The organism is Coprococcus sp. TF11-13 (assembly GCF_003481085.1).
Taxonomy (GTDB): domain Bacteria; phylum Bacillota; class Clostridia; order Lachnospirales; family Lachnospiraceae; genus Coprococcus; species Coprococcus aceti.
The window spans coordinates 107,895-132,919 of the sequence record NZ_QUKK01000002.1 but is presented as its reverse complement, the minus strand read 5'-3'; the positions used below and the strand labels follow the sequence as shown (position 1 = coordinate 132,919).

General features: G+C 40.7%; 20 protein-coding genes and 3 tRNA genes. 13 read left to right on the top strand and 10 right to left on the bottom strand.

The genetic code is table 11. The features are described from left to right. The first annotated feature begins 44 nt into the window (after nt 1-44). Nucleotides 45-1,424, top strand: coding sequence for an MATE family efflux transporter (locus tag DXD11_RS05255; RefSeq protein ID WP_118757908.1), 1,380 nt, complete (start codon nt 45-47; stop codon nt 1,422-1,424). Here the strand turns inward: DXD11_RS05255 and DXD11_RS05250 are convergent. The 6 genes from DXD11_RS05250 to DXD11_RS05225 form a co-directional block, all read right to left on the bottom strand. Beyond that, nucleotides 1,390-2,793, bottom strand: a complete 1,404-nt coding sequence (locus DXD11_RS05250) for an MATE family efflux transporter (RefSeq protein WP_055272510.1) — start codon at nt 2,791-2,793, stop codon at nt 1,390-1,392. The genes DXD11_RS05255 and DXD11_RS05250 overlap by 35 nt on opposite strands. Nucleotides 2,794-2,999: 206 nt before the next feature. Continuing rightward, nucleotides 3,000-3,842: a hypothetical protein gene (locus DXD11_RS05245; protein ID WP_022217400.1), complete on the bottom strand. Its 843-nt coding sequence runs from the start codon at nt 3,840-3,842 to the stop codon at nt 3,000-3,002. A 136-nt stretch (nt 3,843-3,978) separates the two neighbouring features. Next, nucleotides 3,979-4,842: an aldo/keto reductase gene (locus tag DXD11_RS05240; RefSeq protein WP_015534418.1), complete on the bottom strand. Its 864-nt coding sequence runs from the start codon at nt 4,840-4,842 to the stop codon at nt 3,979-3,981. Between the two features lie 87 nt (nt 4,843-4,929). Continuing rightward, nucleotides 4,930-5,658 carry a flavodoxin gene (locus tag DXD11_RS05235; RefSeq protein ID WP_015534419.1) on the bottom strand — a complete coding sequence of 243 codons (729 nt, stop codon included), beginning with the start codon at nt 5,656-5,658 and terminating at the stop codon, nt 4,930-4,932. A gap of 395 nt (nt 5,659-6,053) precedes the next feature. Further along, entirely contained in the window at nt 6,054-7,145 is a 1,092-nt protein-coding gene (locus tag DXD11_RS05230; protein ID WP_015534420.1) for a PTS transporter subunit IIC, read from the bottom strand. Nucleotides 7,146-7,180: 35 nt separating this feature from the next. After that, complete coding sequence (locus DXD11_RS05225; RefSeq protein WP_118757907.1) at nt 7,181-8,695, bottom strand: aminoacyl-histidine dipeptidase; 1,515 nt, start codon at nt 8,693-8,695, stop codon at nt 7,181-7,183. 271 nt (nt 8,696-8,966) lie between these two features. Here DXD11_RS05225 and DXD11_RS05220 point away from each other — a divergent pair, with 271 nt between their 5' ends. Both DXD11_RS05220 and DXD11_RS05215 read left to right on the top strand, forming a co-directional pair. Continuing rightward, on the top strand, nt 8,967-9,812 hold the full coding sequence (locus tag DXD11_RS05220) for an Mrp/NBP35 family ATP-binding protein (protein WP_022217397.1): 846 nt from the start codon (nt 8,967-8,969) through the stop codon (nt 9,810-9,812). A 49-nt stretch (nt 9,813-9,861) separates the two neighbouring features. Then, nucleotides 9,862-10,776, top strand: a complete 915-nt coding sequence (locus DXD11_RS05215) for a radical SAM protein (protein ID WP_118757906.1) — start codon at nt 9,862-9,864, stop codon at nt 10,774-10,776. Nucleotides 10,777-10,874: 98 nt separating this feature from the next. On the opposite strand, the gene DXD11_RS05210 is transcribed toward DXD11_RS05215, so the two are convergent. Beyond that, a tRNA-Lys gene (locus tag DXD11_RS05210) sits at nt 10,875-10,947 on the bottom strand. A gap of 172 nt (nt 10,948-11,119) precedes the next feature. Further along, nucleotides 11,120-11,192, bottom strand: a tRNA-Lys gene (locus tag DXD11_RS05205). 239 nt (nt 11,193-11,431) lie between these two features. Between DXD11_RS05205 and trmB the strand changes: the two genes are divergently transcribed. The 10 genes from trmB (at nt 11,432) to DXD11_RS05155 (ending at nt 22,342) form a co-directional block, all read left to right on the top strand. After that, complete coding sequence (gene trmB, locus DXD11_RS05200; protein ID WP_015534422.1) at nt 11,432-12,079, top strand: tRNA (guanosine(46)-N7)-methyltransferase TrmB; 648 nt, start codon at nt 11,432-11,434, stop codon at nt 12,077-12,079. A gap of 83 nt (nt 12,080-12,162) precedes the next feature. After that, nucleotides 12,163-13,293 (top strand): ATP-binding protein, encoded by a 1,131-nt coding sequence (locus tag DXD11_RS05195; RefSeq protein ID WP_015534423.1) that lies wholly within the window; start codon nt 12,163-12,165, stop codon nt 13,291-13,293. A gap of 138 nt (nt 13,294-13,431) precedes the next feature. Beyond that, entirely contained in the window at nt 13,432-15,123 is a 1,692-nt protein-coding gene (gene argS / locus DXD11_RS05190) for an arginine--tRNA ligase (protein WP_118757905.1), read from the top strand. A gap of 1,249 nt (nt 15,124-16,372) precedes the next feature. Then, on the top strand, nt 16,373-17,143 hold the full coding sequence (locus DXD11_RS05185; RefSeq protein WP_022217394.1) for a ParA family protein: 771 nt from the start codon (nt 16,373-16,375) through the stop codon (nt 17,141-17,143). 12 nt (nt 17,144-17,155) lie between these two features. Beyond that, nucleotides 17,156-18,124, top strand: a complete 969-nt coding sequence (locus DXD11_RS05180) for a ParB/RepB/Spo0J family partition protein (protein ID WP_055272019.1) — start codon at nt 17,156-17,158, stop codon at nt 18,122-18,124. A gap of 49 nt (nt 18,125-18,173) precedes the next feature. Next, nucleotides 18,174-18,704, top strand: a complete 531-nt coding sequence (locus tag DXD11_RS05175) for a DUF4446 family protein (protein WP_022217392.1) — start codon at nt 18,174-18,176, stop codon at nt 18,702-18,704. 322 nt (nt 18,705-19,026) lie between these two features. Beyond that, a complete protein-coding gene (serS, locus tag DXD11_RS05170) occupies nt 19,027-20,319 on the top strand; it encodes a serine--tRNA ligase (RefSeq protein WP_055145972.1) in 1,293 nt (430 codons plus the stop codon). Between the two features lie 38 nt (nt 20,320-20,357). After that, nucleotides 20,358-21,230, top strand: coding sequence for a DUF3881 family protein (locus DXD11_RS05165; protein WP_015534425.1), 873 nt, complete (start codon nt 20,358-20,360; stop codon nt 21,228-21,230). Nucleotides 21,231-21,267: 37 nt separating this feature from the next. Then, nucleotides 21,268-21,341: transfer RNA gene (locus DXD11_RS05160), tRNA-Arg, on the top strand. 38 nt (nt 21,342-21,379) lie between these two features. Further along, complete coding sequence (locus tag DXD11_RS05155) at nt 21,380-22,342, top strand: 3'-5' exonuclease (protein WP_022217390.1); 963 nt, start codon at nt 21,380-21,382, stop codon at nt 22,340-22,342. Between the two features lie 35 nt (nt 22,343-22,377). On the opposite strand, the gene rsmG is transcribed toward DXD11_RS05155, so the two are convergent. Beyond that, nucleotides 22,378-23,085: a 16S rRNA (guanine(527)-N(7))-methyltransferase RsmG gene (rsmG, locus tag DXD11_RS05150; RefSeq protein ID WP_015534426.1), complete on the bottom strand. Its 708-nt coding sequence runs from the start codon at nt 23,083-23,085 to the stop codon at nt 22,378-22,380. Between the two features lie 45 nt (nt 23,086-23,130). Next, a complete protein-coding gene (gene mnmG, locus DXD11_RS05145) occupies nt 23,131-25,011 on the bottom strand; it encodes a tRNA uridine-5-carboxymethylaminomethyl(34) synthesis enzyme MnmG (RefSeq protein WP_117874337.1) in 1,881 nt (626 codons plus the stop codon). Between the last annotated feature and the right edge of the window lie 14 nt (nt 25,012-25,025).

Here is a 25,025-nt window from a genome sequence, read left to right as displayed (position 1 = left end):
CTTTTCCGAAAAATTCGAAAAGTTATCAACATTAAGGAGCAGTTATGAACACAAGTACAATTTCTTCAAATTCTGAAGAGAGGATGGGCACGGCGCCGATATTTAAACTTATGCTCTCCATGGGCATTCCAACATTTGTGGCGCAGCTCATCAATCTCTTATACAACATAGTGGACAGAATATACATAGGACATATCCCGGAGGTAGGCGCAGCATCCCTCACCGGGATCGGACTGTGTCTCCCGATCATCACCCTTGTAAGTGCATTCAGCGTGTTTGTGGGTGCTGGCGGCTCACCTCTGGCATCCATCGCTCTCGGCAAAGGCGACAGGGACAAGGCACAGCGCATCCTGTCAAATGGCGTAACCCTGCTCATCATATTTACAGTTATTGTTATGGCTGTCATCTACACATTGAAGAAACCGCTTCTGTATTTCTTCGGTGCCAGCGATGCCACCTATCCACATGCCGATGACTATCTGAGCATTTACCTTATAGGCACTATATTTGTCATGATCACCACCGGACTGAACACATTTATCACAGCCCAGGGACAGTCAAAGACCGCCATGTTTTCTGTGCTCATAGGAGCCATATTCAACATCATCCTCGATCCGATATTCATATTTGCACTGAACCTCGGAATCAAGGGTGCGGCCATAGCGACCGTCATATCCCAGGCGATAAGTGCGGCATGGGTTATCAGATTTCTGACATCCGACAAGGCTAGTCTTCGCATATCAGCGCAGATGATGCGTCCACAAGGCAAGCTGATCCTGTCAATTGCAGCTCTCGGTGTGTCACCATTTATCATGCAGGTCACGGAGAGCCTTATAACCATCGTGTTCACTCACGGGCTCCAGAAGTACGGCGATGACCTGTACGTGGGATCATTCACCATACTCCAAAGTATCATGCAGATTATATTTATCCCGATGAGCGGTTTCTCCCAGGGAGTCCAGCCCATCATCGGCTACAACTACGGCAAGGGCAACGTGGACAGAGTGAAGAAGACATGTACCATACTGATAACCATGTCCATCATAGTGTCATTTGTCCTGGCTGGGGCCGCATTCCTGTTTCCGTCCGTGGCTGCCGGAATATTTACATCAGATGAAGCACTCAAGGCACTCTGTGCAAAAGTTCTTCCGATATACATATTCGGAATGATGTTCTTTGGCATACAGAACGGATGTCAGCAGTCCTTCATATCCATGGGACAAGCAGGCAAATCCCTTATATTTGCACTGCTGAGAAAGGTCATACTGATAATCCCACTCGCGATCATCCTGCCATACTGCACGCACTCAGTCATGAGTATTTACTACGCCGAGCCTATCAGCGACATAGTGTCCGCATTCTCATGCGGCGCAACATTCATGCTGACATTTAAGTCAATGATGAAAGGTGCAGGGAAGAAGTAACCCTCCTCATTTTCCTTCTCAGCAACACCATGCCCACCACGCACGACACGATCTCCGTGATCGGGAATGCCCACCATATCAGTGATACATCCGCCTGACCGCCTCTGACCAGAGCCGCAAATGCTCCGGCAAGCGGCAGGATGATTATCAACTGTCTGAGCAGCGATATCACAAGCGATTCCACACCGCCTTCAAGGGCCTGATATATTCCCTGAAATGCAACATTTACCCCGGCAAATACGAAACTTAGGGAGATTATCCTCATGGCGTCTATAAAATACACTCTGGACTGTCCCGCATTAAAAAGTCCGGCAAATGCAGCTGGAAACAGCTCTGTCACAGCCATTCCAAACACCATCAGCACTATTGTGTAGATTATTCCATACTTAATCGCATCATTTATCCTCTTTCTGTCACCCATTCCATAGCTGTATGCCGTGATCGGGGTGATCGCATCCCTGAGTCCAAATGCGAGAAACAGCACAAACTGCTGAACCTTGTAGAACAGACCATATGCAGTCTGCGCCGACTGGTTAAACTTGAGAATGAGATTCAGCGCGTATACCATGATGGACATAAGTGCCTGGGCTATGATGGCCGGGAGTCCTATGGCATATATTCCCCGGATGATTCTCCAGTCAGGCTTCATGTATGCACATCCATGTTCAAATTCCTTATTAAGTCTCAGATGGAACACGCACAGCAGAACCGCAGACGCTATCTGACCTATAATAGTCGCATAGGCGGCTCCTCTGACACCCATCTCAGGAAATGGTCCCACTCCGTATATGAGAAGCGGATCAAGTATGATGTTTATGACAGCTCCCATCACCTGACCTATCGTTGAATACATGGATCTGCCAGTTGCCTGAAGCAGCTTCTCAAACAACGAGAAGAATATTATTCCAAATGAATACACACAGCATATTCTTAGATAATCCACAGCCATCTCTGTGACCTGCGTGTCCATAGTCTGTGAGACTATATAAGTCCTCACTCCCAATATTCCAAATAACAAACACACCACATATATTACAGCACCGAGAAACAGACTGTTGCCAGCCACCTTGGCAGCTCTTTCCTTATCACCCTGACCAAGGGTTCTGGCAATAAACGCATTTGTGCCGACTCCCGTGCCTATGCCCAGAGCAACCATGAGCATCTGCACCGGAAATACCAGCGTGAGGGCATTTAACGCAGCCTCACTTCCCACCTTCATATTTCCCACAAATGCGCTGTCTACGATGTTGTACACCGCCTGAAGCGCCATGGAAAGAATCATAGGAATACCCATCTGGATCATCAGCTTTCCAACTGGCATATCTTTCATCTTATTTCTCTCTCTGTTTTCCTCTTTGTTCTTATCCATTTCTTCCACTCTTCAAACTCCTTTCCCTGAACAAAAAAAGCAGCTATCGCCTAAGTTAGTTGGACTTACGCTGAATAGCTACACACTAGAAAATTATTATATATACACATAAAAAGCGAGTGACAAAACTGGATTTACGCAATCTTTGCCACTCGCTTTCGATGTGTATTATACTTTTTGTTTTTGAAAAAGTAAAGTTGTAAAATTTATAATGGACTGAACATGTTATCCAGAATATCCTGATAATTTCTGTCACCAAGTGTCTCTATAGCTATTATCATCGTATACTTTCCGTCATCTGATCTTACTATTACATTTGTCAGAGAGTACTCAGTTCCAGACATATCAGCCGTTGCTGTACATATGTAGTGCTCTTCGCCAAATACTGTACACTTGGAATAATCAGTCTCAATATTGCTTGCTTCAGCGCCAATTCTACTTGCTGTAGATGTAATAACAGTATCCATCTGAGCAACAGTTGCCTTTGCTACTGTATTCTCATCAGCCCACACATCATAACCGTAATTTCCACCACCCTTAGGGGACTTTATTTTGAGCAGAATATAGTGTGTACCATCATTTGCACAGAATGCATAATCGTTTCCTACCGTAAAGCTATTGTCCAGATTATCCAATGCCCTCTGTACAGTCTCATCGCTATTGGAATCCTCCACAACCTCAGAGATATCGGTGGCAGTCAGTAATGAACCTCTTGTCTGAATTCCATAGCTTCCTTCAAGGTTGATCTTAAATCCAAAATACGAATTCTCATAACCATTCTTGGTGTATACACCTACTATTGAAGGATCAGCTTCTGCCTCTTCACTGTCCTCTGTATCTTCCTCTGTGTCCTCCTCATCAATGGCGACCGAACTGTCCTCAGTATCATCTGCAGTGTCCTGTGTTTCAGTATCCTGCTCCTCTGTTGCTGCTTCTGTCTCAGCTTCAGTTGTAGCCTTAGTTACAGAATTGTCATTGCCCCCACAGCCTGTCAGCATCAATCCCATCATCATTGCAGCCACTACAATATAACTTGTTCCCTTTTTCATATTGTTCATTTCCTCCTAAATGTATAAAATTAGCAACATCTCTATTATAAGGTAACTATTATATTATGCAAGATATTTATGATTGCAAACTATACAAACCTGACGGCTGTCCACTATAGCTATGAACTTTTCTTTATTATATACGTCCACCATATACAGGAAAACCACTGCTCGCTCCATAGCTCTCGATCTTCTTGAAATTCTTAAGAGCCTCCATATCCTCTGCACTTATCTCGAAATCGACCTCTGTATTGCTCTTCATGTGCTCTGGATTGGCCGTCTTTGGCAGTGAAATTGTTCCGAGCTGGATAGTATATCTGATGCAGAGCTGTGGAACAGTCACACCATACTTGTCCGCCATAGCCTTGATCTCAGGCTGATTGAGTATCTCACCATGTGCGATAGGTGAATAAGCCTCAACAAGTATATCGTTCTTCTGACAGTAATCCACCAGTTCTATCGGAGTATTGCTGATGTGAAGAAGTATCTGGTTGACCATAGGCTTGATCTCAGCAGTCTCCATAAGGCTCTCGATATCACCGATCTGGAAATTGGATATACCAATAGCCTTGAGCTTGCCTTCCTTGTATGCCTCCTCAAGTGCTCTCCATGCTGCTCTGTTGCCCTCCACGTATCTGTCATCGCTCTGATTTACCTTTACCCAAGGCTGTGGGCTGTGAATGATCATCATATCGAGATAGTCAAGTCCCATCTTCTCAAGCGTTCCATCGATTCCCGCCTTGGCCTCCTCATATGTCTTGTGCTCAGCCGCAACCTTTGAGACTACGAACAGTTCTTCTCTTGGAATACCACAGGTTCTAACTCCTTCGCCTACTCCGCGCTCATTGCCGTATGCCTGTGCAGTGTCAATATGTCTGTAACCTATCTTTACGGCCTCCCTCACGGCATCTGCTACCTTGTCATCGTCGATGAACCATGTTCCAAGTCCAAGCTTTGGAATTGCTACTCCATTGTTAAGTGTGTAAGTTTCTTTTAACATTTTTATATCCTCCTGTTTCTTTTTATTTCAATTTCAAATTATTTCCAGCTATGTTTATTACATCTGTTCAGTTACTTATCTGACACATTACTGTCCAAGGCCGAGCCCGCTTATCCAGTCGGCCACATCCTGCTGTGTCACACCCGACGAGAATCTCTGACCATCCTTCCAGTCTCCGCTTCCTGCCTCAGAAGCCAGATCATCTGCACTGCTTCCCAGTCCTGAGCTCGCCGATGTGCAGAACGGATATACAGTCTTGCCAGTGAAGTCATTTGCCTTGACAAATGAATCTACCGGCCATGCAGACGTTCCCCACCATATAGGATAACCTACAAATACCGTATCATACGATTCCCAGCCAGGAACTTCAGTGGTGGTAAGCTCCACATCCCTGAGGCTTTCGTCATTGTGTTCCTTTGATACCCTGCTGCTGTCATCATTGTAGTTCAGATCATCCGATGTATACTCCTGGGCCGGGGTGATCTCAAATATATCTGCTCCTGTCTCTGCCGCTATATATTCTGCAGCATCTTTTGTATTTCCAGTTGCTGAAAAATAGATCACCAGAGTCTTACCTGTCTCTGTGTCAACATTGTCTGTCTCATCAGCGCTGCTTTCCTCGCTGGTCTGTTCCTCTGATACCGTAGAGTCAGCGTTGTCGTTGCTTGTATCGGCCTCATTGACCGCATCCGTAACAACCTCTGTCTGGGTTTCTGCCTGTGTGGTACTTTTACTTTCTGTGCTGTCACCACTTCCGCATCCAACAAGTCCAAAAGCCATAACAGCACACACTAAAAATGCTCCTAATTTCTTCATTAAAGCGTCCTCCTGTCTGTTTTAACTACCATATTTTCGAAAAACGTCAGGAACTGTTTCTCTGACATATCTAATAATACTCTTTGGAGTTCACTTCAAGGCAAGGACTTTTTTTGTATTCTTGATTTTTCTATCGTCTGCTCATTTTTGCTGTATTTTCACTCCACAAATCAAGCACCATATATTTTGTATCTTTTTCCTTCTGAATCACCCATTTTAGGAAAATATTATCTCCTTTTCCATATAAAAAGGCCCGAAAGACACAAAATCTGTAAATTTGTATCTTTCGAGCCAATTTCAATCTTATTTGCGAAAATATTGTATCTTTTCTGTTGTAATCTGCCTGATGGAAACAATTTTGAGATAATTTTCTTCCACCGGATTTCAGCCAATCTTTATGATAAAGTCATATCTCCATCCTTAACCCAGCCGAGTTTTCTCACCACCATGTTGATGAGCGGGCAGAGAACTGCAGGAAGTACAAATGAGATGAGGATCAGACCAACCCAGTCCATAGCTGTGACCGCTGTCTTGCTTCCCGCCTCGATATCATTCATCCAGCCTGTGTATACTCCGATCTGTCCAACCAGACCACATGTACCCATACCTGATGATACAGGAGTTCCATTCATCTGAAGCTTGAACAGACATGTTGCAAGAGGACCTGTGATCGCAGAGGTAACTATAGGTGCGATCCAGATTCTCGGATTCTTGATGATGTTACCCATCTGGAGCATTGATGTTCCGATTCCCTGTGAAACAAGGCCACCCCATTTATTCTCTCTGAATGACATAACTGCAAATCCAACCATCTGCGCACAACATCCCGCCACAGCAGCACCGCCGGCCAGACCTGTAAGTCCGAATGCCGCACATATCGCAGCGGATGATATCGGAAGTGTAAGTGCCACACCGACGAGAACTGATACCGCAATACCCATCCAGAACGGCTGAAGGTTTGTAGCCAGCATGATGAGATCTCCGACCTTCATGGCTATGGCACCGAGTGTAGGTGCAAGAAGTGCAGACACAGCCACACCACTTCCGATGGTAACCAGAGGTGTCACCAGTATGTCAATCTTTGTCTCCTTTGAGACAACCTTTCCAAGTTCAGTTGCAATAACTGCAATAAAATAAACTGCCAGCGGGCCTCCTGCGCCGCCCAAGGCATTTGCCGCAAATCCAACTGTTATCAGTGAGAACAATACGAGCTGTGGTGCCTTAAGAGCATATCCTATAGCCACCGCCATCGCAGGTCCTGCCATAGCAGATGCGAGACCTCCAACTGTATAATCTGTTCCATTCACGGTCGCAACAACCGCTTTAAGAAATGGCACACCAAACTGATTGCCAAGTGTGTTCAGGATAGTTCCGATAAGCAGAGTACAGAACAATCCCTGTGCCATGGCACCGAGAGCATCTATTCCGTATCTCTTGACACTGAACACGATGTCTTTCTTCTTCAAGAATCCTTTTACCTTTTCCATCATTCTTCTCCTTATTGAAATTATATTGCTGTCAATTACTTCAATTTCTCAAGTATACCCAGTGTATACCTCCATGTTCTCTGTACACTGGCAACATCCATAGACTCTCTGCTTGTATGGATATTCTTCATATCCGGGCCAAATGATACACAGTCCAGACCCGGCATCTTGCCAGCGAAAAGTCCACACTCCACTCCGGCGTGAATCGCCTGTATAACAGGCTTTCTTCCATACTGCTCTTCAAACACATCCACCATAATATCTCTGAGAGGAGAATCATGTCTGTACTCCCATGCAGGATAATCCCCCTGCACTTCCAGACTTCCACTAGCCGAGACAGATACACATCGGAGCTGATCTATCAGATTTTCCTTTTCAGACTGTACACTGCTTCTTACTGAAAAGCTTGTTGTGACCTCATCCTCAGTTGTATTCAATATTCCAAGATTCAGCGATGTCTGCACAAGCCCTTCTATATCATTGCTCATCTTCTGAATTCCATTTGGCATCATCATAAGACTCCTGATAACTATATCCGATGACTTTTCTGTCATAACTCTGTTGATCATGGTTCTACCATACATATCGTTCTGCACATCATCCGCGTTATTATATGAACCCAGATCATCTGACAGATCCGTTTCTACTTTCACTATAAGCTCTGGATCAGTATTTCCAAATTCATGCCTCAGAATATTCTCATTCTTTTCCGCAGATTTTACAAAGTTATCCACATCCTCCGGATCAATACCCACATATGCCTTCGCCTTGTTAGGTATTGCATTGTCCTTAAGACCGCCCTGTATAGATATCAGTCTGTATGGAACATCCCTTCCTATATTATATAGAAGTCTTGCAAGCTGCTTGTCGGCATTTGCCCTCTGTTTTATGATCTCCACGCCGGAATGTCCACCGGTAAGACCCTCTACAATAATTTTCACAACTGAATGATCATCTTCTGCATTCTCATATTCAACCGGAATATGGCACGTAGCACACGCACCTCCGGCACATGACACCAGCAGATACCCCTCATCCTCAGAATCCAGATTGAGCATGATCCGTGACTTAAGTGGACTACAGTCAATCGCCGCAGCTCCCAGCATTCCTATCTCCTCATCAACCGTAAATACACACTCAATCGGTGGATGTGGTATATCATCGGCATCCAGTATAGCCAGTGCAAATGCCACAGCTATCCCGTCATCTCCGCCAAGGGTGGTTCCATCAGCGGATATCACTCCGTCCTCAAGCACTAGTCTCAGTCCGTCCCGCTCAAAATCAATATCACAGTCAACATCTTTCTCACAGACCATATCCATATGTCCCTGTAGCATGACAGGGGCACTGTCCTCATACCCGGCAGTTCCGTCCTTGAATATGATCACATTGTTGCTCTCATCCTGTATATATCTCAGATTTTTGTCTATGGCAAACTTCACCAGATAATCACTTATCTTCTTTGTATCCGACGATCCGTGTGGAATCCCGCATATCTCCTCAAAGAAATGAAAAACTCCATATGGCTCGATATTTGATAAAACTCCCATGCTATATTCTCCTTTTTATAGTATTTTTCATGCCCAATTACTTTATTAGAATACTTTCTATCAGGTATTTCATTTCAACTCTACAATCCGTATACTATCATGTCTCTGATTATATATTTGACACCCGTCAATTTCAACTCACCTCTCAAATTTCATAGTACCTGCATTCGTTGACTTTGTAACCTCTTAATGATATATATTAATCAAATGCGTAACTTAGCATACAACACAGATTGCACAGACATCCATGTGCAGTAGATTGGAGAGTATCATGTCAGAGAATTGTACACACAACTGCAGTACCTGTGGTCAGAGCTGTTCCAGCAGAACAGAACCACAGAGTCTTATCATAGAGCCACATCCAGGTTCACATATAAAACATATTATTGCCGTGGTCAGCGGCAAAGGAGGAGTCGGCAAATCCTCAGTAACCTGTCAGCTCGCCGTTCTCATGCAGCGCATGGGTTACAAGACAGCCATACTTGACGCAGATATCACAGGACCTTCTATTCCAAAGGCATTTGGCGTACATAAGACACCAGAGGCAGAAGGAGATTTCCTGTATCCCGATGAGACGGAAACAGGAATCAAGATCATGTCTGTGAATCTTCTTCTGGACGACGAGACAACACCTGTCCTCTGGAGAGGACCTATCATAGCGGGAACAGTCAAGCAGTTCTACTCAGACATCATCTGGGGAGACATAGACTATATGTTCATCGACTGTCCTCCTGGAACCGGTGACGTGCCACTTACCATATTCCAGTCCATCCCTATAGATGGAGTTGTGGTAGTTACCACCCCTCAGGATCTCGTATCTGTCATCGTTGGAAAGGCTGTTCACATGGCAGACAGCATGAATATCCCTGTCATTGGTATGATAGAGAATATGTCATATTTCATTTGTCCTGACTGCAATAACAAGCACTATATATTTGGCAAGAGCCAGCTTGAGCAGGTCATAAGAGACCTGTATATAGGCCACGCGATCCGTCTGCCTATCAATCCTTCCCTTGCGGGGCTTATGGATAGGGGTGAGATAGAGCACATGGAAGCAAATGCTGATCTTCAGGAATTTGCTGATCTCATAAGCACATTTGACCCTGACAAATACTAATTCACCTATCAGTTAATAACAATTATCATCTATTTTGGAGGTAAATAATATGGATATCCGGCACATCCTGAACAACTGCATATTGTGTCCAAGAAAATGCGGTGTAGACCGTACATCCGGTCACACAGGTGCCTGCCATATGACAGACACAGTCAGGGTGAGCCGTGCAGCGCTACACACGTGGGAAGAGCCATGTATATCCGGAGAGAACGGTTCAGGTGCCGTATTCTTCTCCGGATGTGCACTTGGATGCTGCTTCTGCCAGAATAAAGCCATATCCGGAGGCAAGGCTGGCAAGGATATATCCATATCAAGGCTGTGCAACATTTTCTTTGAGCTTCAGGATAAGGGTGCCAACAACATCAATCTTGTCACACCGGATCACTATATACCACAGATCATATCAGCTATAGACATGGCGAGATCACGGAACTTCAAGCTTCCATTTGTATATAACTGCAGTGGTTATGAAACGGCCGAGATGATACAGCTACTTGATGGCTATATAGACGTGTATCTTCCTGATTTCAAATTCATGTCACCGGATCTGTCCGCAAAATACAGTAATGCTCCAGACTATCCTGAACATGCCAAAGCCTCCATATCTGAGATGGTCAGACAATGCGGAGGAGACCAGACCCGCTTTGATGACGACGGAATTATGCAGAGAGGTGTTATCGTCCGTCATCTGCAGCTTCCTGATCATCTGGATGATTCCAAGTCAATAATCACATATCTATATAACACATACAAAGATTCAATATATATAAGCATCATGAACCAGTACACCCCTATGCCGGGAATTGAGAATAGATTTCCAGAGCTTGGCAGAACTATAACTTCTTCTGAATACGATGAGCTTGTGGATTATGCCATTGATATCGGCGTTGAAAATGGATTTATACAGGAGGGTGAGACAGCAAAAGAGAGCTTCATTCCAGCATTCGATAACGAAGGCGTGTAACCTACACATCTTCAAATAAGGAAATAAATAAAAGACCATGGATTTTTGCACAAAAAAATGGACCAGCCACAACATATTGCAGTCAATCCATCTTGTAGTGGGCCGCCGGGGGCTCGAACCCCGCACACCCTGATTAAGAGTCAGGTGCTCTACCAAATGAGCTAGCGGCCCGTATTTATTTGTTATGTTCGTCACAACAGAATAGATTATATATCAGTTCTGAGAATAATGCAAGTGTTTTTCTCATTTTTTTCAACTTTTCTGACATCCAGCAAATGATTTCAAACTGAGTGACAAAAAAATGGACCAGCCACAATTATATTGCAGTCAATCCACCTTGTAGTGGGCCGCCGGGGGCTCGAACCCCGCACACCCTGATTAAGAGTCAGGTGCTCTACCAAATGAGCTAGCGGCCCGTATTTATCATGTTGTGTTCGTCACAACAGATTAGAGTATACATTAGTTCTTTTTATAATGCAAGTGTTTTTTTCAACTTTTTTCATTTTTATTTGTTCGGTATTACTCTGCTCCTATCCCATACCAAAATTACCAGTTATATATATTGTTTGAATATCATTTTCGCCTATGTTATTATTATAAGGTATGACTTTTTCAATAAAAAGAAGATTTTTACAATAAATAGATGGAGATTACTATGAGACTGAGAAATGTAAAAGGATCAAGAGAGACTATCGCAGCAAATGACTATGTAGTGCACAATGAAACAGGCATGAAGGGGCATTGGCATGAGTTATTTGACAACGATAACCCTATACATATTGAGATAGGCATGGGCAAGGGACAGTTTATCATGGAGCTTGCAAGACGCAATCCTGATATCAATTACATAGGCATAGAGAAGTATTCAAGTGTCCTGGTGCGTGCCCTTGAGAAAAGAGAGCTTGAACCTGAGATGACGAATCTCTACTTTATAAGAATGGATGCCGAATATATAACTGACGTATTCGATACAAATGAAGTAGATAGAATATATCTCAATTTCTCGGACCCATGGCCAAAGGACAGGCATGCCAAGAGACGTCTCACATCTACACATTTTCTTGGTCTGTATGATCAGCTCCTCGCCCCTGAGGGAAGAGTTATATTTAAGACTGATAACAGAGGACTCTTTGATTTCTCTCTGGAACAGGTTCCCGAGGCAGGATGGATCCTTGAGAACTACACATATGACCTTCACAATTCAGAATACAACGAAGGCAACATCATGACCGAGTATGAGACCAAATTCTCAGCAATGGGAACACCTATCAACAGACTCGTCGCATACAGAGAAAAGAAATAAACGTTGATTTTGCATTTGTTGACACACAGTTTTTGGTATACTACAATGAAGATTACAGCAAATTTATTGAAAGGAGTTTCATCATGGATACATCTTCTATAGAAAGTCTCAAATTGGTGCGCAAGACCAATCAGGATCTGTTGAATTTCTTCAATGATTCATATATCAGCAAGCTTGAGCAGGTTCAGTCACTCAAAACTGAAGATTTTGAACTCAAGGCAAAGATAGACCAGCTTATAAAGACATTAGATGTATACTCCTTCAAGACAAGCACTGGTCACAATGTATTTTCACCATTCTCAGTAGACACCACCTCACAGCAGGAAAAGGCTACTCAGATAGAGCTTCAGTTAAAAGAGCTTCAGGATATGCAGCAGACTCTTCATCTTCAGATCAAAGAGGACGAAGAAGAAACCGCATTGCTTAAGAAGCGTATAACTGATTTATCCACCTCCAACAGACATATAGATGATCTTCTGACGGAGGTGACTGAGGAAGTATCTACTATTAATAATGAAGATACAACAGAAACAGGCGGACCAGATACTGATTCCCTGACAGCAGCGGATCACGGAAAAAATATCCTCAGATTGTACCAATATGAGAAAAAACAGCTTGCGGACAGGATTCAATCCGACATCACAGATGTTCTTGACTCCAATTCACACAAGCTGGATGTACTGTCCTGGCTTATAAGATCAGATATCAATAGAGCTAAGGTCACACTCGAAGAGCTCACCTCATCAACGGCAAAACTTGCCGACCATGTAGATGAACTTGCCAATTCTCTCTCTGGAGAATCAGACAGCGAAGAGCCTGTATGGAATCATCTTGAGAAACTTTTCCAGGGTTACAAGGATGAACATCCTGAATGTGGCATATCATACGACATCAACTGTGCTGATTATGCCATGAATATTCCAGGTATTGTAGCCACATATCTTTTGTCAATAACTAAAGATATTATGGACAACATATTTGTTCATTCAAATGCCAACAAGGTTTCAATCAAGATATATCTGAGCAGTAAGCTCATAGATGTATATATCAACGACAATGGCGTGGGTATAGACAACAATTATGATACCAACAGTCCATGGTACAGCAGTCTCCACAGAATCAAGGAGATCATATATCTGTTAAATGGAACTCTGAAGATCGATGGAGATTCAAAAACCGGAACAAATGTAAGATTTACTATTCCACTTGAATAATAACGTATCTGTTGAAAGACATATATTACTTAGTTTACAGGTTGGATATCTTAAAGTAACAAAGTGCTATATTGTGTATATGTTGTTTTATCAACACATATATATTTCGAATAAAATAAACATAAAAGGAACATTATCATGAAAGAAAAAATTGCACAGCTTATCTCAAATAACGTAGAAGGAATCGAAATGTCAGATATCATGGCTTCAATCGAGATCCCACCACGCCCTGATATGGGTGATTTTGCATTTCCTTGCTTCAGACTGGCAAAGGTGCTCAGAAAAGCCCCAAATATGATTGCAGCCGATATAAAGGAAGCCATAGGAGATGTAGATTTCATCGAGAAGATCGATGTAGCAGGTGCATACCTGAACTTCTATATCAAGAAAGATGTATTTGTAAAGACAATGATAGAGGCAGCCAACACAGATGACTTCGGCAAATCCGATATAGGCGAGGGACAGACCATATGTATTGACTACTCATCTCCTAACGTTGCAAAGAATTTCCACGTTGGCCATCTCAGAACTACAATAATCGGTAACTCTCTTTACAAGATTCATTCCAAGCTTGGATACAATGTTGTAAGAATAAATCACCTTGGCGATTGGGGCACACAGTTTGGTAAGCTTATCGTAGCTTACAAGGCATGGGGTTCAAAGGAAGCTGTTGAGAAGGATGGAATCTCAGAGCTCATGAAGCTGTATGTGAAGTTCCATGAAGAGGCTGACAAGAATCCAGAACTTGTTGACGAGGCAAGAGCATGGTTCAACAAGATGGAAAATGGAGACGAGGAAGCACTCAGCATATGGCAGTGGTTCAAGGATATAAGTCTTGTTGAATACAAGAGAACATACAACCTCCTCGGAATGGATTTCGACTACTATCTTGGAGAGAGTTTCTATAGAGACAAGTGCCAGGCTGTTGTGGACAAGGTTAAGGCTGCCGGTCTTCTGAAGGAGAGCGAAGGTGCTATGATCGTTGATCTCTCAGATTACGATATGGCTCCATGTATCATAACCAAGAAAGACGGAAGCTCAATATACGCAACAAGAGATCTTGCTGCTATATTCTATAGAAAAGACACATATCATTTCTCAAAGTGCTTATATGTAACCGGTCAGGAGCAGAAACTTCATTTTGCACAGGTATTCAAGGTAGTTGAGCTTCTTGGAAACGAATGGGCAAAGGATCAGCTTGTTCATATTCCTTATGGTCTTGTAAGTCTTGAGGGAGCAAAGCTTTCTACCAGAAGCGGTAATATCATATACGCAGAGGATATTCTGAAGGATGCCATTGCAAAGAGTCTTGAGATAATCACCGAAAAGAGCCCAAATCTTCCAAACAAGGAGGATGTAGCCAAGAAAGTTGGTGTTGGTGCTGTTCTTTTCAATGACTTATATAACCAGAGAATCAAGGATGTATCATTTAGCTGGGATAAGGTTCTCAACTTTGATGGTGAGACAGGTCCTTATGTTCAGTATACACATGCAAGATGCTGCAGCGTTGTAAGACTTGCTGAGTCATTCGATCCATCAAAACCGGTTAACTACAGTCTCATTACAGAGCAGGATGCCATAGAGTTATTAAAAGAGATCAACAGATTCCCATCTGTGATCAAGGATGCTGCTGATAAGTATGAGCCATCTGTTGTAGCAAGATATGCAGTTGATGTTGCTCAGGCATTTAACAAGTTCTATAACTCAACAAGAATCAATGTAGATGATGTTGAGCTTAAGAATGCAAGAGTTATGCTCACATATCTCACTAAGAATACAATATCTGAGGCACTTAACCTCCTTGGAATCGAAGCTCCAGAGGCAATGTAATCAGTGTTTCTTCTATATTAATATATGACCATATAACCTGGTTAAAGAAAAAGAGAATGTTTCACGTGAAACATTCTCTTTTTCTCATATATCTCCAGGAACCATTTTAAATTATATTGTCATAAATATTATTGTTTTTGATACTTTTCTCTAAATAATATTACTCATGATATTTCTGTTCTGAATATTGTCTTCTAAACACTATCTTCCAGACATCATTGTTTCGAAATTATTATCCTAGATAATTTTGTTCTGAATATCTTTACTTCAGGTATTTTTTCTTATATCTGAATATTTTTATGTATTCTTCTCTTGTTTTTCTAAGTTTTACAGTTTTCTTTGTGAAGATATTGTTTATTGCAATAACAAAATCATATTTCTAACCATATTACGTATTATATAATCTCTTCTATTCTATTCCTTTATATACTTCTATATTCTACATTGCGTTTTTATGAATACAGAATCTTTAAAGCTGTTAAATAATAAATTATATGGCGATTTCAATAATTTCAATAAATAGATCATTTGTATATTTAATTTTGCTTTAATATTATATATATTTGAATGTTTCACGTGAAACTTTATGATAAACGTATTTCAACCCAAACTTCAGATATCGCATACATTTGTTTTCTACACTTATAAATCTTTTACATCTTGTTTGTCGTTTCTGCTACCTTATTATTCATTTACATTATAACAAAGTATTTTACAACTCAATTATCACTCCATGAACTACTTTTCTGATTTATTTGATAATATTCATGTTTCACGTAAAACATTTTCATCATTACATATAATATTTATATGTCTAAGTAATCCACATATAATAATTGTACTTTCTTGTCTATTATTCTAATTTTTTCAAAGAATTTCCAGAACTTTCAAGCATAGTCAATACTTTACTTACCTTTTTAACCATTAATTCAATTATAAAATGTTTCACGTGAAACTTTACCCATATAACGAATCCAAAACATGCACCCACTATTTATCAGATTTTACACAGTTTAATTGCCACTTTGTATACGATATTATCCATTCATTAGATAATAGAATGTTTCACGTGAAACATTTTATTAAACATCATATTTTTTCTGTATTTTGTAGAATTAGCACTTTATAAGTGCTATAATAGACAAGCACTATTTATAACATAAAATATCATCATATTTTATCTATATTAAATAAGCAAACAACAATGTTTCACGTGAAACATTCTTTTTTTGAATGAAAAGGAGACAAAATGGGCAGAATTATAGCGATTGCTAACCAGAAAGGTGGCGTTGGCAAGACAACAACAGCCATAAACCTTGCCGCATGTCTGGCAGCAAAGGGTAAAAAGGTTCTGGCCGTTGATATGGATCCACAGGGCAATATGACAAGTGGATTAGGTGTAGACAGGGATTCTCTTGAATACACAGTCTATGATATGTTGAGAAATGAGTGCAACATAGGAGAATGTATGCTCATAAACGTATATCCTGGTCTTAATCTCATTCCTGCCAACAGAGAACTGGCAGGTGCTGAGGTTGAATTTGTCGGAATGGAGGATATGCAGCACATTCTTAAGACACATATCAAGAAGGTAAAGAACAAATTTGATTACGTTATCATTGATTGTCCTCCTGCACTTGGAATGCTTACTGTAAATGCTCTTACAGCAGCAAATACGGTACTTGTACCTATTCAATGTGAATTTTTCGCACTGGATGGTCTCTCACAGTTGGTATACACTATTGAACTGATAAGAAAAAATCTGAACAGACTTCTTACTATAGAAGGTGTTGTATTTACAATGTTTGACTCAAGAACCAATTTATCAGTTCAGGTTGTTGAAAATGTAAAAGAAAACCTCAAACAACACATATACAACACAGTTATACCAAGAAATGTCAGACTTGCTGAAGCGCCAAGTTACGGAATGCCAATAATTGAGTATGATCCAAGATCAGCCGGAGCTGAGCATTATATGATGTTGGCAGATGAAGTTATAGAAAATGACTACTATAGATAATGGAGGGCTAATATGGCACAGAAAAAAGGTTTAGGAAGAGGTTTGAACGACCTTTTAGGCACTTCAGAGGCTTCAAAGCCGTCCCGAAGTAGAAATAATCAGCAAAACTCCTCTGAAAACACAAGTAAAGAGGTAAAAACAGTAACCAAAGAGGTTGTGAAGGAAGTTGTAAAAGAGGTTGAACAGAAGATTAAGATCAATCTCATTGAGCCAAATAAGTCACAGCCAAGAAAGCAGTTTGATGAAGAAGCATTACAGGAATTATCTGATTCCATTAAGAAATATGGTGTTCTTGAGCCTCTGATTGTCACTAAAAAAGGCGATTATTATGAGATAATTGCAGGTGAAAGACGTTGGAGAGCTGCCAGAATGGCAGGAATAAAGGAAGTTCCTGTAGTTATACGTGATTATACTGACAAAGAAATAATGGAGATTTCTCTTATAGAGAATATTCAGAGAGAAGATCTGAATCCAATTGAAGAAGCTGAGGCTTACGAATCTCTTATATCGGAATATAATCTCAAGCAGGAAGAAGTTGCAGAGAGAGTATCAAAAAGCAGATCAACCATAACCAATTCTCTCCGACTTCTGAAGCTTTGCGAGGATGTAAGACAGATGGTCATGTATAATATGATATCAACAGGACATGCCAGAGCACTTATTCCTATAGAAGATCCTAAATTACAGTACGAAACGGCTGCAATTGTATACGATCAGAAGCTCAGTGTTAGAGAAACAGAGGCATATGTAAAGGCAATTCTGGAGAAAAAGCCGGAAAAAGAGGAAAAACAGAAGCCTCAAAAGGATTTATCCGTCTTCTATTCTGATATAGAGAACAAATTAAAGTCAATTTTAGGTGCAAAGATAGCTATCAAGGCATCTAATAACGACAAAGGCAAAATTGAGATAAACTACTATTCTCAGGACGAGCTTGACCGAATAACAGAGATGCTTTACTCAATCAATAAAGAAATGATGTAGTAACCATCTGCATCATACATATGCACAATCAAGGAAGGACAATATTATAATGGAAAGTTCCATATTACAAAAAATAGGTATTGATCCTGCCTACATACTAATTGGTATGCTGGTTCTCATAATAGCCTTGTTTGTACTATTATTCATATTGATGGGCAATATTAAAAATAGAAACAAACAGATAAAAAGGCTGTTGAGCGGAACTCAGGCAGGTGATCTTGAAGATATTATCATGAAAAGATTCGCTGAGATGGATGCTGTAAAAAACAATTCCAAGCGACTCACAAAGGAACATAAGGAAATACAGAGTCATCTTTCAGCATGTGTCAGTAAAATTGGTCTTGTAAAGTATAATGCATTTGAAGGAATGGGTGGTAATCTAAGTTTTGCACTTGCTCTTCTGGATACAGAGAACAATGGTGTCGTACTCAACTGTATGCATACCAGAGAAGGCTGTTTTAACTATGCAAAAGAGATCATAGGTGGTGAAGCATATGTTGCACTGTCAGAAGAGGAAAAAGAGGCTATTGAACGAGCTAAAACCCTCGAGGATGAAATAGCTGAAAACAAACTAAAATAACCATATTTCAAAAAAATATTATACAAAACATGCAACGTACAAATGTGTATGAAACGCATAAAATAGAAAAGCGTATAAAGCACAAAAGTATATAAAATACAAAAGCGTATAAAACAAAAAAGCGTATAAAACAAAAAAGCGTATAAAACAAAAAAGCGTATAAAACAAAAAAGCGTATAAAACGTAAAATCGCTAAAACGATAAGAACAAGATTTATAAAATAAACAAGGAAAAAAAGAAACAAAAACATGGAAATATATTATGTAGCTACATTATTATAATATATTTTCAAATAAATTTATATATTTAATAGGAGGATATCATGATTGATATTAAATTCTTAAGAGAAAACCCAGACGTAGTAAAACAGAATATAAAGAATAAATTCCAGAATGACAAACTTCCACTTGTCGATGAAGTAATAGAGCTTGACAAACAGGCTCGTGCTGCTCAGCAGGAAGCTGATACACTCAGAGCAAACAAGAATGCAATAGCAAAGCAGATCGGTGCTCTTATGGCTCAGGGAAAGAAGGAAGAGGCTGAGGAAGTTAAGAAGCAGGTTGCTGAGACATCAGCAAGACTCAAGGAGCTTGAAGCTTTAGAGCCTGAGCTCAAGGAGAAGGTTAAGAAGATCATGATGATAATTCCTAACATCATTGATCCATCAGTTCCTATAGGAAAGGATGACTCAGAGAATGTAGAGGTTCAGAAGTATGGTGAGCCTGTTGTTCCTGACTTTGAGATTCCTTATCATGCAGATATCATGGAGGCACTTGGAGGAATTGACCTCGATTCAGCAAGAAAAGTTGCAGGAAACGGCTTCTACTATCTCATGGGCGACATAGCAAGACTTCACTCTGCTATTATCTCATACGCAAGAGATTTTATGATAGACAGAGGATTCACATATTGTATTCCACCTTTCATGATCAGAAGCAACGTTGTCACAGGTGTTATGAGCTTTGCTGAGATGGATGCCATGATGTATAAGATTGAGGGTGAGGATCTGTATCTCATCGGAACTTCAGAGCACTCAATGATCGGTAAGTTCATCGACACTATCATTCCTGAGGATGAGCTTCCAAAGACTCTTACAAGCTACTCACCTTGCTTCAGAAAAGAGAAGGGTGCTCACGGAATTGAGGAGAGAGGTGTATACAGAATCCATCAGTTTGAGAAGCAGGAAATGATCGTTGTATGTAAGCCTGAGGACAGCAAGATGTGGTTTGACAAGCTGTGGCAGAACACAGTTGATCTCTTCAGATCAATGGATATCCCTGTAAGAACACTTGAGTGTTGTTCTGGAGATCTTGCAGATCTCAAGGTTAAGTCTGTAGATGTTGAGGCATGGTCACCTCGTCAGAAGAAATACTTCGAGGTTGGAAGCTGTTCAAACCTTGGCGATGCACAGGCAAGAAGACTTCAGATCAGAGTAAAGGGCGAGGATGGCAAGAAGTATCTCGCTCATACACTCAACAATACAGTTGTTGCTCCACCAAGAATGCTTATCGCTTTCCTTGAGAACAATCTCCAGGCTGACGGAAGAGTCAGAATTCCAGAGAAGCTTCGTCCATACATGGGTGGAAAAGAGTATCTTGAGAAGACAGGAAAGTAATAATATAAATAAAAACATACAACAAGGGAGGTGTCGGAATGCATAGTTTTCTTCCATCTATAGGCTTTACTAACATAAAAAACAGACAGCAGCTTGAACCTATATACAGGCAGATCCTTGAATCGCCTGACAGGAAATTTATATCAACTATAAGTGCTGACACCTGTCTTGTACAATTCAGCAAAGACTTTGGGGAGAGATTTGGAATATCGCTTGTAGGTGAAATGTCAAAGGATGGCTCAATATCCATTGAGTATTATTTTCCTTACGTCACATCAAAGCTTTTGACCGATGACGAAAATATATACGTTGAGAAATATTCTGACAAGAGAGCATATGCCGGTGTTAGCAGTGATTTCAGTCTTGGAATGACTCTTATTTTCTTCATAACCAACATAGCAGACTATGAAAAATCATTGTGGATGAACAGATCAAACAAGTACTTTTCAAAGGCGTATTTTTCCGGTCTGTCAGTAAATGGTATGATTATTCTTGATGTGGATGATCACAGTGATAAAAATACATCCTACGGCAATGCAAAGAGAAGTAAACTCATCGAGGCTGCAAAGAAGGGTGATCCGGACGCAATAGAAAGTCTTACTCTTGAAGATATGGACACCTATAACACCATTGGAAGAAGGACTCACAAAGAGGATGTTCTGTCCATAGTGAAATCAAGCTTCATGCCTGTCGGTATTGAGACTGATCACTACGCAGTTATAGGAACTATCACATCATATATCGAGACAACCAACAGCTATACAAATGAATCGATATATCTGATTGATGTAGAAAGCAATGATCTGACATTTACCGTAGCGATCAACAAAAACCATCTTCTGGGTGAACCTGCTCCGGGAAGAAGATTCAAGGGTGATGTGTGGCTTCAGGGGCATATAGTTAATCCTTGACTATAAACTCTATAAATGTTACACTTATAATTGATGTGCATCTGTAGCTCAGCAGGATAGAGCGTCCGCCTCCTAAGCGGAAGGTCGTGGGTTCGAATCCCGTCAGGTGCACTATTTTTCACTAATAAATTTTCTAAAGGGACATGACTATGAATTATATTGTTATGGATCTTGAATGGAATCAAAGCTACAATGGGCATATGGGTGAACATCCACGTATGCCTTTTGAAATTATAGAGATTGGTGCCGTTAAGGTAGATAAGAATCTCAACATCATTGACGAATACTCAAGTCTTATCAAACCAAAAATTTATAAGAAATTACATTCAAAGATCAGAACAATTCTGAACTATGATGAGGATGACCTGAGTCTCGGAAGAGGATTCAAGGAAGTCTGTTCAGAATTTCTTGACTGGTGTGGAAAAGATTACATATTCTGCACATGGGGACCTATGGACCTCACAGAGCTTCAGACTAATATGGACTTTTATTATATGGACAAGCTTCCTAGGCCACTTAAGTTTCTGAATCTCCAAAGTATATATGCAAGCGTTACGAATACCTCAGGAATACCTCAGAGTATGAGTAAACTTGAAAAAGCGGTCAGTGAGATGAATATTCCGGAAAATGAACCATTTCACACAGCTCTCAACGATGCAAGATACACCGCACTTGTTATGAAAGAGATGAAAGCCAAGAATATAAATCAGCTTTACAGCTTTGATCTCTATATAACACCTAAGAATAAAGAAGAAGAGATTGAAGTATCTCATAATAACCAGTACGAATATATCTCAAGGGGTTTCAGAAATAAACATGCAGCACTGGACGATGAAAAAGTAACTCAGATTCGTTGTTACAAATGCAGCAAGAAGGTCAAGACACATATTGACTGGTTTGCAAATAGTCCATCATCGTACATGTGTGTTGGAAAATGCTGGATGCATGGTTATTTTTGTGGCAAGATAAAATTCAAATCTGTAAACAATAACTATTATGTTCACAAGACAATAAAACCTATCGACAAACAGGGTATAGAGGCAATTAAACAAAAACAGGAAGATATTCGTGAAAAAAGAAAAGAAAAAAGACATATGAAATCTTCAAACTAAAAAATAAAACAGCCATTTGAGGCTGTTTTATTTTTTTATGCTATTGGCTTTTTAGCAGCTCCCGCTTTTCTCGGGTACTTGTTGTCTGTATTTGCAATCTTCTTTACAAACACAAAGCTTCTCTGGTTATTGGTCTCCGGTATATTCGTATTAAATATGTTCTCGACCTGTCCCCCAAGAATCCTGATTGCTTTCTTTCCATCCCGCATCTCTTCCGGCAAAGCATTTGACTTATAAGATACAAAATATCCACCCGGCTTGACAAATGGAATACACCATTCCGACAGAGTTGCAAGATTGGCAACTGCCCTGGATACAGCCAGATCATATTTTTCTCTATGCATCTCATCTCTGCCTCCATCCTCTGCTCTTGAATGAACAGTGTGGATATCCTGCAGTCCAAGTTCATCTATAACTTCATCGAGGAACTTTAATCTCTTATTCAACGAATCCATAAGTGTTATATTCAGCTCTGGAAAAGCAATCTTCAGAGGAATTCCCGGAAATCCTGCACCTGTACCAACATCTATAACGTCAATATTCTCATGAAGATCTTTATACTTTGAAAGAAGCAGACTGTCAGCAAAATGCTTTATTATTACATCTTCCTTTTCAGTTATGGCTGTAAGATTCATTACCTTATTCCACTCAACCAGAATATCATAATATTTTGAAAATTGTTCTATCTGCTTATCACTCAATTCCAGACCAAACTGTTTTGTTATGGAATTTAATCTGTCCATATTGTTCTCCTTCAACAAATTATTCTGAATAACTTCTATACCAGTTTAGTCTCTACCCTTCATCTTGAGATACACCAGCAATACTGATATATCAGCCGGAGAAACTCCTGATATTCTTGACGCCTGTCCAATATTTTCAGGTCTGATGAGAGACAGCTTCTGTCTGGCCTCGATTCTGAGATTTGATATATCATTATAGTCAATATCTGCCGGCAGCTTTTTCTTCTCCAGCTTCTTAAACTGATTTACCTGCTGATTCTGTCTGTCTATATATCCCTGATATTTTATGGTTATATTTATCTGTTCTATAACATCATCCGGAAGTTTGGTTCTTCCCTCATCTATTGGATCAATCGCCTCATATGACAGTTCCGGTCTTCTTATAAGTTCTGCAAGAGATGCAGCAGTCTTAAGTCCTGTACTTCCAAGATCATCAAGGAACTTCTGTATGGTTGAATTTGCTCCAACCATGGTGCTCTCAAGTCTCTGTATCTCATCCATTATCTGTTGTCTCTTCTTTGTAAATGCAGCATATCTCTTGTCATCTATAAGACCGATCTCATGTCCGATCTCCGTGAGTCTCAGATCAGCGTTATCCTGTCTGAGAAGAAGTCTGTACTCAGCTCTGGATGTCATCATTCTGTATGGCTCCGATGTCTCTTTTGTGACAAGATCATCTATAAGAACTCCTATATATGCCTGTGATCTGTCAAGAACCACCGCTTCCTTGCCCTGTACTTTTCTGGCAGCATTGATTCCTGCCATTATACCCTGGGCTGCAGCCTCCTCATATCCTGAACTTCCATTTATCTGGCCGGCACCAAAAAGTCCTGATACACTCTTAAACTCCAGAGAAGGTTTTAAGTTAATGGCATTTATACAATCATACTCGATGGCATAAGCATTCCTTATTATCTTTGCATTCTCCAGTCCCTTCATGCTGTGTATCATCTCATACTGAACATCCTCAGGAAGAGAGCTGCTCATTCCACCCATATACATCTCATTCGTATATTCACCCTCAGGCTCAATAAATATCTGATGTCTGGTCTTATCAGGGAATTTCGTAACCTTATCCTCAATAGAAGGGCAGTATCTTGGTCCTGTACCCTCGATCACGCCTGAAAACAGAGGTGATCTGTCTATATTATCTCTGATTATCTCATGTGTCTTCTCATTTGTGTAACAGAGCCAGCATGATATTTGATCACGTCTTATATCCGCCTCAGTATTTGTAAATGAGAATGGAACTATCTTCTCATCGCCCTTCTGTTCCTCCATCTGAGAAAAATCTATCGTTCTTTTATCCAGTCTGGCAGGGGTTCCCGTCTTGAATCTTCTTATCTCTATCCCTGCATTCTTCATGGAATCTGACAAATAATTAGCTGCCATAAGTCCATTAGGTCCGGTGTGATATACGACATCTCCGTATATACATCTAGCCTTGAGGTATGTTCCTGTACACAAAACCACAGCCTTTGCAAAATAAGTTGCTCCTGAATATGTCTTTACACCCTTAACCACATTATCCTCGATGATAATTTCCGACACCTCTGCCTGTCTCAATGTGAGATTATCTGTATTCTCAAGGGTGTGCTTCATGGTTCTGGAATAATTTGCCTTGTCTGCCTGGGCACGAAGAGAGTGAACCGCCGGACCCTTAGACGCATTAAGCATCTTTGACTGAATATACGTCTTGTCTATATTCTTGCCCATCTCTCCGCCAAGTGCATCTATTTCCCTTACCAGATGTCCCTTAGAGCTTCCTCCTACATTCGGATTACATGGCATCATGGCCACACTGTCCATACTCACCGTAAAAATAATAGTATTCAGACCAAGTCTTGCACTTGCAAGAGCTGCCTCACATCCTGCATGTCCTGCCCCCACAACTACCACATCATATTCTTCATTCAAAACAGGCATACAAATGTCCTCCT